12 protein-coding genes and 1 pseudogene are annotated in these 11,625 nt (G+C 67.5%); 8 read left to right on the plus strand and 5 right to left on the minus strand.

Features of this window, described 5'->3' with window-relative positions:
- The first annotated feature begins 175 nt into the window (after positions 1 to 175).
- The 5 genes from ACZ4O3_RS08425 to ACZ4O3_RS08445 all read left to right on the plus strand — a co-directional run bounded on the left by ACZ4O3_RS08425 (position 176) and on the right by ACZ4O3_RS08445 (position 3,704).
- On the plus strand, positions 176 to 664 hold the full coding sequence (locus tag ACZ4O3_RS08425; RefSeq protein WP_362724800.1) for a nuclear transport factor 2 family protein: 489 nt from the start codon (positions 176 to 178) through the stop codon (positions 662 to 664).
- 105 nt (positions 665 to 769) lie between these two features.
- A complete protein-coding gene (locus ACZ4O3_RS08430) occupies positions 770 to 1,597 on the plus strand; it encodes a helix-turn-helix transcriptional regulator (protein WP_362724797.1) in 828 nt (275 codons plus the stop codon).
- Between the two features lie 91 nt (positions 1,598 to 1,688).
- Positions 1,689 to 2,090: a hypothetical protein gene (locus ACZ4O3_RS08435; RefSeq protein ID WP_467721647.1), complete on the plus strand. Its 402-nt coding sequence runs from the start codon at positions 1,689 to 1,691 to the stop codon at positions 2,088 to 2,090.
- Between the two features lie 19 nt (positions 2,091 to 2,109).
- The gene (locus ACZ4O3_RS08440; RefSeq protein ID WP_467721648.1) at positions 2,110 to 3,213 is read left to right on the plus strand and encodes a DNA alkylation repair protein; all 1,104 of its coding nucleotides are present in this window, start codon (positions 2,110 to 2,112) and stop codon (positions 3,211 to 3,213) included.
- 107 nt (positions 3,214 to 3,320) lie between these two features.
- Entirely contained in the window at positions 3,321 to 3,704 is a 384-nt protein-coding gene (locus tag ACZ4O3_RS08445) for a hypothetical protein (protein WP_362727611.1), read from the plus strand.
- Between the two features lie 100 nt (positions 3,705 to 3,804).
- Here ACZ4O3_RS08445 and ACZ4O3_RS08450 read toward each other — a convergent pair whose 3' ends face one another.
- The 3 genes and pseudogenes from ACZ4O3_RS08450 to ACZ4O3_RS08460 form a co-directional block, all read right to left on the minus strand.
- Positions 3,805 to 4,194, minus strand: coding sequence for a transposase (locus ACZ4O3_RS08450; protein ID WP_467721677.1), 390 nt, complete (start codon positions 4,192 to 4,194; stop codon positions 3,805 to 3,807).
- Positions 4,195 to 4,244: 50 nt separating this feature from the next.
- Positions 4,245 to 4,994, minus strand: a pseudogene (locus ACZ4O3_RS08455) (ISAs1 family transposase); the annotation flags it as partial.
- A 299-nt stretch (positions 4,995 to 5,293) separates the two neighbouring features.
- Positions 5,294 to 6,265 carry an SDR family NAD(P)-dependent oxidoreductase gene (locus ACZ4O3_RS08460; RefSeq protein ID WP_362727617.1) on the minus strand — a complete coding sequence of 324 codons (972 nt, stop codon included), beginning with the start codon at positions 6,263 to 6,265 and terminating at the stop codon, positions 5,294 to 5,296.
- A gap of 141 nt (positions 6,266 to 6,406) precedes the next feature.
- Here ACZ4O3_RS08460 and ACZ4O3_RS08465 point away from each other — a divergent pair, with 141 nt between their 5' ends.
- Entirely contained in the window at positions 6,407 to 6,901 is a 495-nt protein-coding gene (locus tag ACZ4O3_RS08465) for a TetR family transcriptional regulator (protein WP_467721649.1), read from the plus strand.
- A gap of 266 nt (positions 6,902 to 7,167) precedes the next feature.
- On the opposite strand, the gene ACZ4O3_RS08470 is transcribed toward ACZ4O3_RS08465, so the two are convergent.
- Entirely contained in the window at positions 7,168 to 7,797 is a 630-nt protein-coding gene (locus ACZ4O3_RS08470; RefSeq protein WP_362726923.1) for a cysteine hydrolase family protein, read from the minus strand.
- A gap of 362 nt (positions 7,798 to 8,159) precedes the next feature.
- On the opposite strand from ACZ4O3_RS08470, the gene ACZ4O3_RS08475 reads away from it, so the two are divergent.
- Positions 8,160 to 9,122, plus strand: a complete 963-nt coding sequence (locus tag ACZ4O3_RS08475) for an SLAC1 family transporter (protein ID WP_467721650.1) — start codon at positions 8,160 to 8,162, stop codon at positions 9,120 to 9,122.
- Positions 9,123 to 9,658: 536 nt separating this feature from the next.
- On the opposite strand, the gene ACZ4O3_RS08480 is transcribed toward ACZ4O3_RS08475, so the two are convergent.
- Complete coding sequence (locus ACZ4O3_RS08480; protein WP_362726917.1) at positions 9,659 to 10,252, minus strand: TetR/AcrR family transcriptional regulator; 594 nt, start codon at positions 10,250 to 10,252, stop codon at positions 9,659 to 9,661.
- 90 nt (positions 10,253 to 10,342) lie between these two features.
- On the opposite strand from ACZ4O3_RS08480, the gene ACZ4O3_RS08485 reads away from it, so the two are divergent.
- Positions 10,343 to 11,095: an SDR family oxidoreductase gene (locus ACZ4O3_RS08485; protein ID WP_467721651.1), complete on the plus strand. Its 753-nt coding sequence runs from the start codon at positions 10,343 to 10,345 to the stop codon at positions 11,093 to 11,095.
- The last annotated feature ends 530 nt before the right edge of the window (positions 11,096 to 11,625 follow it).

Here is an 11,625-nt window from a genome sequence, read left to right on the forward strand (position 1 = left end):
GCCTTCGACTTCACCGCGTCGGCGAGGCGCGGGCAAGGGACCGTGAGCCTGGGTGCCGGGCACCCAGGCTCACGCACCCTTCTTCGCCGTGGGACGCGGGTGGAGGCTGGAGGAACCGGTGAGGACGTCGGCCTGAGGCTGAACGCGTCTGCCGGGACGACACGAGAGGGCCGCCATGAGCGACGAACGTAAGATCCAGGAGGTCCTGGCGCGCTATGTACGGGCCACGGACCAGCGCGACGGCAGGGCCCAGGGGGCGCTGTTCACCGACGACGCGGTCGTGCAGAGTTTCTTCAAGACGGGGCCCGGCAGCCACGAGCCGGTCGCCCCGCCGATGATCGGCGGGGCCGCCGTGGAGTACGCGGTGGACCACTACATGGCCCCGCACCCCGTGGGCGGCTCCAGCCACCACGTGACCGCCGACCACATCATCGAGATCGACGGCGACCGCGCCCACATGAGCGCCCAGTTCATCGTCTTCCGCGTCCAGGCCGCCGCGCGGCCCGAGAGTGGCTGGGCGGACGGCACCTTCGGCTCCCAGGGCACTGTGCAACCCATCGAGTCCGGGTACTACGACACCGACCTGCGTCGGATCGACGGCGAATGGAAGATCGTGGGCCACCGGATCCTGCTGGACATGCCCTATGTCATTCCGGGCGTCTGAGCGGCGCGCCGCGATGCCAGGGAAGGGAGTGCGTCCGTGATCAGGTGTCTGACGGTCCCGAACCGACCGATCGCCGATCCGGCGGGCGGAGCTAGCATCGGTGGCATGAACCCCCGCGACAACGACCTCGGCGCCTTCCTCCGCGCGAGCCGCTCGCGTCTGGAGCCGGGCGACGCGGGGCTGGCCGGCGGGGTCTCAGGGCGACGCGTTCGCGGCCTGCGACGCGAGGAGGTCGCCGTGCTCGCCGGGGTCAGCGCGGACTACTACGCCCGTCTCGAGCAGGGACGCGAGCGCAATCCCTCCGTCCAGGTGATCGATGCCCTGGGACACGCCCTACGCCTCGCGCCCGAGGCACGTGAGCACCTGTTCCGGCTGGCGGGGCTCAATCCCCGGCTGGGCCCGGACAGTCCCCGGGACCTCGTGCACCCGTCGCTGCTGGGGCTGCTGGAATCCTTCTCCCGGGCGGCGGCATACGTGCTCGGCCCGGCCCTCGACGTGCTCGCGGCGAACCCGATCGCCGAGGCGCTGCTCGCCCCCTTCGGCACCGAGCGGAACATGCCCCGTGTCCTGTTCACCGATCCCCGGGCCAAGGAGGTGTTCGCCGACTGGGAGCTGCAGCTGAGCAGCAGCGTCTACGCGCTGCGCCTGAACGCGGGGCGCTTCCCGGACGACGCGGAGATCACCGACCTCGTCGCCGAACTCAGCGCGGCCTCGCCGCAGTTCAAGGCGCTGTGGGCCGACCACGACGTCGCGGGCCTCACCCGGAAGTTCAAGGTGTTCGTGCACCCCGAGGTCGGCCGCGTCGAGCTGACCTACCAGACGTTCGAAGTGGTCGACGCTCCCGGCCAGCAACTGCTCGTCGGCACCCCCGAGCCCGGTAGCCGCAGCGAGGAAGCCCTGACGTACCTGGCCTCGATGGCGGAGCAGGCCTGAGCATTCCGTCACCACGCCCGGACCACGCCCCTTCCCGGGTGCCGCACACCGGGGCGGCCCCGCCTCCCGCCCACCGGGCGGCACGCACGCCGTGGAAACGCGACCGGACGGTATCCGCCGCGCCGGAACCTGCAGGAGGGCATCCGCCGAGCCGCGACCTCCGCCCCGTAGGAAAGGACAGCCTGTCATTCCCGAGATCCTGGAAATCACCACCCTCCGCCCCGCGCCGGGCCTCACGCCGGAGGACTTCGTCGCGGCGAACGCGGACATCAACGAGTACCTCAGAGGCAGGCCCGGTTTTCAGTGGCGCCGGATCGTCGTGCGCGCCGACGGCACGGTCCTCGACATCGTCGCCTACGACAGCATCGAGCACGCCCGCTCGGGAGCCGCCGGGATCACCGGGGAGATGGGCGGCTCGCCCGTGCACGACGCGATCGACCATGCCACCGTCGACTGGCAGTTCACGACCGTGGTCCAGTACGTGGAGCCCTGACCGACGGGAGGAGACGACGATGCCCTTCACCGACGAACTCGTCAACGGCCACACCGTGCGGCTGCTGACCCGAGCCGTCCGTTCCGCGCTGCCCGGCGTGGAACCCGCCTCGCTGCGGGCCGCTGCGCAACGCCTCGGCCCCCTCCCGCTGCGCGAACGGGCGGACCTGCTGCGCGACGCCCTCCTGGCGGACGTGCCCGGCGGATACGCAGAGCTGGCGGGCGTGGTGCGGGCCGCCCGGGACGCCGTGCCGGGGTTCGGTGGGTGGCTCATCTGGCCGGTCACGAGTGCTGTCGCCGCGAAGGCGGTGGCCGAGGGCACCGACACCGCCTTCGACGACGCGATGGCGCTTCTCGCCGACCTCACCGGGCGGCTGACCTCCGAGTTCGCCCTGCGCATCCTGCTGCGGCACGACCTGGACCGGGCGCTCGGGATCATCGCCGGATGGACGGCTGTCACCGACCCCGATGTGCGCCGCCTCGCCGCCGAGGGCACTCGGCCCTGCCTCCCCCGATCGGTCCCGGTGCCGGAGCTCGTCGCCCGTCCCGGTGCGACCGTGCCCGTCCTCGACGCCCTCCACCGCGACGACAGCGAGTACGTCCGGCGATCCGTCGCCGACCACCTCGACGACCTCGGCCGTGGCCACGCAGACCTCGCCGTGGCCACCGCCAGACGCTGGCTGGATGCTCCTGCACCGACGACGGGACGGCTCGTGCGCCGCGGACTGCGCACGCTCGTCAAACGCGGCCACCCCGGGGCCCTCGAACTGCTCGGTTTCACCTCGGCGACGCTCGAGGTCGACGGTCCGGTGCTCGACCGTACCCGTGTTCCGTTCGGCGGGAGCGTTCGCTTCACCGCGACCATCCGTAACGTCGGAGCCTCGGACGCCCGGCTGGCGATCGACTACGTGGTCCACCACCGCGGGGCCGACGGGTCGCGAACTACCAGGACGTTCAAGCTCACGGCCCGCGCCATCGCCCCGGGCGAGACGATCGCGGTGACCCGGGAACACTCCTTCCGGCCCCTTGCCACCCGCCGCTGCCACCCGGGCCGGCACGCAATCGCCCTGCACATCAACGGCGTCACCTCGGACCGCGCGGAGTTCGAACTCCAGGCGCCCTGAGTAGGAGGACTCCGTCAGGTCTGCCTTGATCTTGGTGTCGAGGGAGTCCGGCGGCAGGGGCTGGTGGCAGCGTGGCGGCTCTTCTCGTCCCCTTCGAGGACCGGGGCGTGACGATACGGGCGTGGGCGTACGGTGATCAGTGGGTCGGCACGGGTACGGCGCGGGACGCAGAGGGAGCCGAGCGGCCGGCGCTGGTGGTCGCTCACAGGGAGGTGCCCGCACCCCTGGCGGCCGCTCCGGGCGAGGACGTCGAGTGGATGCAGCGGCTTGTACGGATCACCGGCTGGACACAGGCCGCCCGGCGGCCAGACGTGGACCGAGCGGAGGTCGAGTCACGCCTGGGCACCGCGGTGCCGAGCGACTACAAGCGGACGGTCGAGACGTTCGGCGAAGGCGCCGGCGACGGTTTTCTGGACCTGAACCAGGAGCCATGGGTGGGCCTCGGGGAGGACGGACTGCTCAGCTGGGCGGGCAGAAGGCAGCGATCTTAGATCTGTAGACGCCGGAAGGCCGGTTCCCTTCTGGCCGCTTCTTTCGCTGCTCCCCGTGCCGTGGCAGGCGTGCCACTGCTGCGGCAGGGGCGATGCATTCTCAGGCTGTGAGTCGGAGCATGGCGATAGCGTGATGGGGTTGTGACCTGTAGTGATCGACTGCGGCGGCAATGTTGGCCCAGCCTGTTTGGCGCATGAGTCCGATGGCGAGGTTGCGCAGGGCAGCCATGGCGCGGGGTGCGGTGCAGGTGCGTACTTGCGAGGCATCCTCGCCGAACGTGACGTCTCGGATGTGGTGCAGGGCCTCAACTGACCAGTGGTTCTGGACGAGTTCGGCAAGTTGTTGCGGGCTGGCCTGCTCGGGCGGCAGGCTGGTGACCGCGTAGACGGTCTTCGTCTCGACCTTGCCGGTCTTGCGGCGGTGCGGCGGCGCTTGATCTCCATGGCCCGGACAGCGTGCGGGAAGAGCAGACCGGGACGGACGGGGCAGACTTTCAGACGGCGGACCTCGCGGCGGCCGTGCCCGGCCCCGGTGGTGCGGGCCTGCAGCGGAATCTCATGCCAGGGCAGGCGCCGCAGCTGCTTGCGCAGCTTCTTCTGATTCCCCTTGGCCACCAGGAGGTAGTGACCGCCGACGGCGATGACGTGCCCGGCGTGGGTGCGCTGGGTGTGCATCGCATCGGCGACGACGACGCCGCGCAGGTCGATCCGGTCCAGCAGCGGGACGAAGGCGGGGATTTCGTTGCTCTTCGCGGCGACCTGGCGCTGGGCGATCACGGTCTGGCATGAGTGAAGCGCAGCGGCGAGCAGGTGGACGGCTTGGCCGTCGGTGCGGGACCCGCGCACGGTGTTGCGGTCGACGGCAAGACCGACCAGCGTGTCGCCGGGTTCGTCGACCGGATCGGTGGCGTATCGGGCGAGCCAGGCACCCACGGCGTCGTCGAGCGCGTCGCCGTCCAGGCGGGCCAGGAGCCTTCCCAGCGTGGAGGCGTTCGGCGTGCTGGAGGTCAGTCCGAGTTGTTCGCGCAGGTCGGAGTCGGTGTCGGCAGCAAATCGGGCGACGGCGGCCAGGGACGTGGCCCCGCCGAGGACGGCGACCAGGCACAGCGCGAGCAGGGAGCCCAGGCGGTAGCGGCGGACACGGCGCGGATCGGGTATCTGCGCCAGCACCTCGGCCAAAGAGGTGAACTGCCGTGGTTCGAGTTCCGGGCAGGCGGATTCGGCGTCCGCGCAGTGGCGCTGCAGGACACCGATCAGGGAGGATGGCACGCGAACGCGACACCTGTTCATGATCAAAGGCTTCGACAACCTTGATCATCAGGGGTCGCGTCTCTCGTTGCCGAACGAGGTTAAGCGACCACGCCTGCGCCTGCTTCTCCGTCAAGTTCAGCGTGTTGAGCCGCGCTGGCCAGCGTCTCGGTCGCGCCGAAGGCGGGCCCCCACACCGGGCTCTCGGAGAGGAACCGACCAGGTTTTGGCTCTGCGCATCAGACGTGGCCATCTTCGCAGGCCATGTGCTACAGGCTTTGTGGGGCGATGCGGTGACCAACCAAGAAGGCGGCGATACCGCTTGCTGTGGCGTCGAGAGGTCAGACGCGGAGCAGGTCGGTCGAGACCGTCCAGAGGTGCTTGGCAGTGGCGGGATCGAGCGCCCATTCCTTGACACCGTGCGGGTGCTGGGCGAGGTCGGCGTCGTTCGTCACGGTGTAGGCCTCTTGTGAATCGTCGAGGTAGTGGCCTCCGGAGTGCGCGAACTCCGGGGCGACGGCCGCAACGATGCTGGTGGCAGCCCCCTGCTCGACCGTTTTGTACGTGAAGACCCCGGCGGCTTCGGCCGCATCGAGCGACTCCTTCTGTTGTGTTGTGAAGTTCCGCTGCAGTCCCGTTGCGACACCGCCGGGGTTCACCGCATTGGCAATGATGCCGTCGGACGCCCAGAGGCGACTTGCCTCGACGGCGAACAGGGAGTTCGCCGTCTTCGACTGGGCGTAGGCAATCTGCGGATCGTAGCTGCGACGCTCGAAGTGGAGGTCGTCGAAGTCGATGCCGGCACGCATGTGCGCCGTCGAACTGACCGAGACGATCCGTGCTCCGTCGCGGTCGGCGGCTCCCAGGGCCAGGGCGTCATGCAGGCCGGTGGCGAGGGCGAAGTGGCCAAGATGGTTCGTCGCGAATTGCAGTTCCCAGCCCTCACGTGTGCGTTCGAGGCCACCAGTGACCACGCCCGCATTGTTGATCAGCAGGTGCAGAGGGCCGTCCCACGCGTCAACGAATCGCGTGACGGCGGTCCTGTCGGCGAGGTCGAGCCGGACGGCTCGGGGCCGTATCCCTCCGGTCGTCTTCTCGATCGTCTCAGCGACGGCGTCCCCCGCCGTCGTGTTCCGGACAGCGAGCGTCACCTCCGCACCGGCAGCGGTCAGCGCGCGAGCCGTCTCGATCCCGATTCCGGAGGAAGCTCCCGTCACGATCGCGCGGACGCCGGTGAGGTCGACACCCCGCAGTACCTCGTCCGCGGTGCTGGAGGCGGTGAAGGGTGTGGAGATGGGATCGCGAGTAGTCATGGCGGTGACTATACTCACTAGCCTTGATTTGTATAGTACGACTCTCGCTCGTATGATCGGTCCATGAACAGTCCCGCCGCCAGCCACCCGCCGTCGACAGTCGCCGACACCGACCGTCGGACCATGGTTCTGGACTCCGCCATGGTCACGTTCGCGCGATTCGGTTACCGGAAGACCTCGATGGAGGAGGTGGCGCGGGCGGCGGACATCTCCCGGCCCGGGCTCTACTTCCTCTTCTCCTCGAAGGAGAGCCTGTTCCGCGCCGCCGTCACCCAGGCAGTGGAGCGCGACATCACAGCGGTCGAACACGTCCTGGCCGACACCGGTCGACCCCTTGCAGAGCGTCTCCTCGATGCGTTCGACCAGTGGGCGGGCCGATACATCGGCCCGCTGACACGCGATGTGGCGGTGGTCATCGAGGACAACCCCGGCCTCCTGGGGGAGATCGTCGAGACCACGCCGCAACGTTTCGAGCAACTGGTCACAGACGCGATCGCCGTCGAGGCAGGACAAGCGGCGGCCCGTCAAATCGCCCAGACGATCATCAGCGCATCGACCGGCCTCAAACACCAGGCCGCAGCACGGGACTTCTACCTCGAACGACTGGAGGTCGCCATCGATCTCCTGGTGCACTGAAGACGCTTACCGAAGCCGCAGGAGAGAGCCCGGCCGAACAGCCAGGTCCGCCCGCCCGGCCAGAACTGGCACCGATCCCCCGCCATCCGAGGATCCTCCGGCACCCGGAACGTACGCCAGACCGGCACGCTTCCAACCCGGTTCGATCCGCTTCAACACGTCGATCCAACAGGGAAGATGACGCAGGCGATCAGCTCATCTCGCCGACTGGGAACGCGTCAGCCCTGACTGCTGCGGGGGGCCGGTGCTGTCTGCGGGGCGGCGGGTCAGGTGCCCGCAGCCTTGATTGCGGAAAGGAATTCCTCGACGTTGAGAGTCGCGTGCGATATGAGTGGATACCGCAGGATCATGGCGTCGTATGCGGGGCGTCCGCCGTAGGCTGCTGTCGCGTCCGTGAACGTCGTGACGTGAAAACCGTGTTCCATGCAACTGCGCGCGGTCGATTCCACACACATGGTTCCGACCATGCCGGCGATGGCGATGTACTCGACATCGTGCTGCCGCATCTGTACTTCGAGGTCCGTATTGGCCAGAACGTCGATGTTCTTGTGTGGGATGATGACAATCTCACCGTCGATGGGGGAGAGGTCCGGGTGAAAGTCGGCACCCCAGCTCCCTTCCACGAACAGGCGGTTGTCGAACATTTCGTGGTGCACGCCTGAGATGTGCTTCCAGGTCGTGTAGTCGCTTTCCGTGTATGACATGGGGGCGTGAAAGACGGGGAAACCTTGCTCCCGGGCTCCCGCGAGGAGAGTCTTGAGGTTTTCGAGGGTGCCGATCCGCTCGAATTCCTCCTTGAAGACTCTGTATGCCTTCCCGTCTTCGGAGAATACGTCGTTGACGGTGTCTATGAGGAGCAGTCCTATGCGTCCCCGCTCGTACGACAGAGCGTTCATCTAGACCTCCGTTGCCGCTTTGCTCGTAGAGATATTCTAAGACGAAGCATCTGGTGGCGCGCGCTGGCAGCCAGACCGTGCTCGAAACGCTGAGGCCGGTCTTTCACGAGATTTTGTGACAGCTTGCTCGTCGCGGACGGGACAGACCCGAATGGCGCCGCCGCCGTGCCATATGGCTCGTGCGGGGGTGACTCCCGGGCTGTGTGCGCAGCTCATTTCGGGGAGGCCTTGGTTGCACGCGCGGGTTCGGTTTGCCTGTCGGCTGGAGCGTCGCCTCGCATCGGCTGCCTGCGGGAGCGATGATCGCTGAGGAGGCGTCACGGAAGCACCCGGGCAGGGTGGTCACGGAACGGAGTACGTATTTGACCGGCCGCAAGTATCTGGTGGCTCCCAATCTCTTCGGCATCAGCTTTGGTCTGGCAGGTCTGGCTCAAGCGTGGACAGCGGCACACAGCGTGGCGCGCACACCCGGATGGCCGGGAATCGTTCTGTGGTTGGGTGCCGGCCTTCTGTGGCTTCTGACCATGGCTGCCTACGTGGTGAATGTCAGTTCTCGGGGACATCTGGGGAAAGAGTTCACACACCCGGTTACTGGCCCGTTCATTTCACTGGTGCCGATCGTTCCCATGCTCATCGGTGTCGCCCTGAAACCGTACGCGGACACAGCCGGTAAATGTATTTACCTCGTCGCATTTGTCGTCACGGTTACTCTGGGCGGATTCCTGACCGGCGCGTGGATCCGCGTCGACATGAAACTCGTTGACTGGCATCCAGGATATTTCCTGCCTACCGTGGCCGGCGGTCTGCTGGCGGCGGGTGGGGCAGCGTCATTCGGCTGGGTCAGACTTTCCGAGCTCATGTTCGGGTTCGGGTTCATCTGCTGGGTCGTCCTCGGCTCGATTCTCCTCCTCAGATTGTTCACGCAGCCCGCACTGCCGAATCGGCTGCTGCCCGTCATCGCCATCGAATTCGCTCCGCCTGTCGTGGCCGGGAACGTCTGGTTTGCGATGAACGGAGGAAGAGCGGATTTCGTGGCGAGCGGACTGGCAGGCTACGCACTGCTCATGGCACTCGTGCAGATTTCCATGATTCCCTCGTACCGGACGGCTCCTTTCGGGCCGCCCTACTGGGCGTTCGCCTTCACGTACGTCGCCGCTGTCACGGATGTGATCTTCTGGCTGAGAGCCGAGGACGTCGATCATTCGAGGGTGATCGCGTACGTTCTCCTCGCACTCTCCACCCTTGGCTATGCGGCACTTGCGGCACGCACGGTAAAGGGCATGGTTCAAGGCACATTTCTTCCCGAGTATCCGGCTGCGCGCTGACCCGACCGGGTTCCGGTGGGGCCGACGGGCAGGGGGACGCAGGGTGGTGAAAGTGCTCAGCGCCGCCTGGGCCCTCGTAAACTGTGCGGAGGTGTCACACGAGCGAAGTCTGCTTCGTGAGCTCGCCTGCAGCGCCCCGCACTTGTGCGCCAACGCCTGGCGAGTTGCGTCGGTGCGACGTTCAGGTGACTCGTCCGACAGGGCCCACGCGATATGGGCGTCAGGCCGGCCCAGCACACTTTTATCGTCGAGCCCTGTGCGGACACGGTCTCCACTTTGTCGGACCGTCCGCCGATCATCGAGGCGAGGGTGGAGGGAGTCGTCCGAGGTGACAAGCATGAACCGGCGGGCACGAAGTGCCTCGTAGAGTCGGCGCCCGTCGCTCGGAGGGTCAATCGGGTGCGCTGGTCGATGATCCGGGCTGCCGCGGACTTCGAGACGCCGGACAGCGGGGCGAGTTGGCGCAATACTGAAAGTGCTGGGCGAGACGGCACCCGCCCTCCTTGTAACCCTGACGACGTGGGCCGATGGGTCCGTCAGTTCGCGGAGCGTGGCAGTACGGCGAGGGCGGTGCGAGCGATGTCCGTCAGTGTCTCCTCGTCGGCTCCGGCCTTGGCCAGTGCTTCGATGCCCCGCAGTACGGCGAGCACCAGCGCGGCCAACTGTCCGGGATCCGCCTTCGCGTCGAGGTCGCCGTTGCGCTGGCAGGCGGCGATGTCGTCCTTCAGCAGTGCGTGCAGCGCTTCGATGGCTGTGTGCGCACGCTGGGCCACGGTTTTGTCGTGTTCGGCCAGCTCGGCGGTGCCTTTGGCCAGCAGGCATCCGCGCTGGGCGGTGTCTGCGGCGGCTGCGGCCACCGCGTGAATGTGGGCGGACAATCGCGTGTACGCGTTCTCGTCATCGCCGCGCAGCTGCTGGGCTGTGGCGTCGACTACTGAGGTGCAGTAGTCGTCGAACACGCGGTGGAAGAGGTTCTGCTTGCCGCCGAACGCGCCGTACAGGCTGCCTTTGCCGAGGCCTGTCGCCGCTGCTATGTCGTCCATGCTCGTGGCGGCGTACCCCCCCGCCCAGAACCGCTCCCGTGCGGTCGCCACTACCTGCTGCTCGTCGAATTTCCGAGGTCGTGCCATGAAGGAGATCCTATGCGTTCTTGACTGCTTCGTCCATAACGGCTAGCGTTATGGACGAAGCAGTCAAGAACTATCGAGGAGTGGCGCGTCATGACGGCAGTACTCACAGGCAAAGTGGCCGTGGTCACCGGGGCGAACAGCGGCATCGGGCTGGCTGCGGCGCGGCGATTCGCCGCTGAAGGCGCCCACGTGATCATCACCGGCCGACGCCAGGATGCGCTGGACGCGGCCGCCGCCGAGATCGGCCACAACGTCACCGCCGTCCGCGGAGACATAGCCAGCCCAGCCGACCTCGACCGGCTCTTCTCGGTCATCGCCGAGCAGGGCCGCCGCATCGACGTACTCTTCGCGAACGCCGGCGGCGGGGAATTCGCAACCCTGGAGAAGGTGACGGAGCAGCACTTCGACGACACGTTCAACATCAATGTTCGCGGGACGCTCTTCACCGTGCAGAAAGCACTTCCGCTCCTCAATGACGGCGCCTCGGTGATCCTGACCGGATCCACCGCCGCCACCACCGGCGGAGAGGCGTTCGGCGTCTACGCCGCGTCGAAGGCGGCCGTCCGCTCCTTCTCGCGCACCTGGGCCAACGAGCTGCGTGGCCGTGGCATCCGTGTCAACACCCTGGTGCCCGGACCGATCAAGACCCCGGGAATCACCGGCCTCGCGCCCAATGAGGAAGAGGCCAAGTCGCTGCACGCCTTCTTCGCGCAGCAGGTTCCTCTCGGCCGCATGGGCGAGCCCGCCGAAGCGGCCGCGGCTGCTCTCTTCCTCGCGTCCGACCAGAGCAGTTTCGTCACCGGTTCCGAGCTCTACGTCGACGGTGGACTGAACCAGATCTGAGCGATCCTCCGTCCCGCGGCGGGGCCGAGAGAGCCCTCACCTGCAGCACAACAGAATCCGACTGCCGCGTGACACTGTCGTACCGGGCGTACCGTCCGATCAACGCAGCAGGTCACCGGCGCGCCTGCGGTGCGCCCCACCTGGCCGGCGATCCACCGGGCCGAGTGCGCGCCTCGTTCTCATGGTCACGCCGTTGTGACCGCGGCCGCTCACGTCCCACCGTTGTGGCCCGCGGGCCGCGGACACGGACCGTCCTCGGTCCGCCCGGTGAGGATCTGGGCCGCCGTGCAGGCCTGCGGGTGCACTGCCGCTCCCGGCGCGGTCGGTCACGGGGCGGGCAGGGCGGTGTGGTGGCGGTGTGTTCGCCGGTGACGAGGTGGACCATGCGGCGGGCAAGGAGACGGGGTGGTCGGCGAAACGTTCGTAATTGCGGCCTAGTACTCCAGCAGCACTTTGACGTTTTCCCTGTTCAGGGGCGGTCTGGGTGAGTGTAGAGGGCTGATGACCGGCCTGTGATCTCTTTCCCGGGC

Source organism: Streptomyces sp. NPDC026515, from assembly GCF_055567595.1.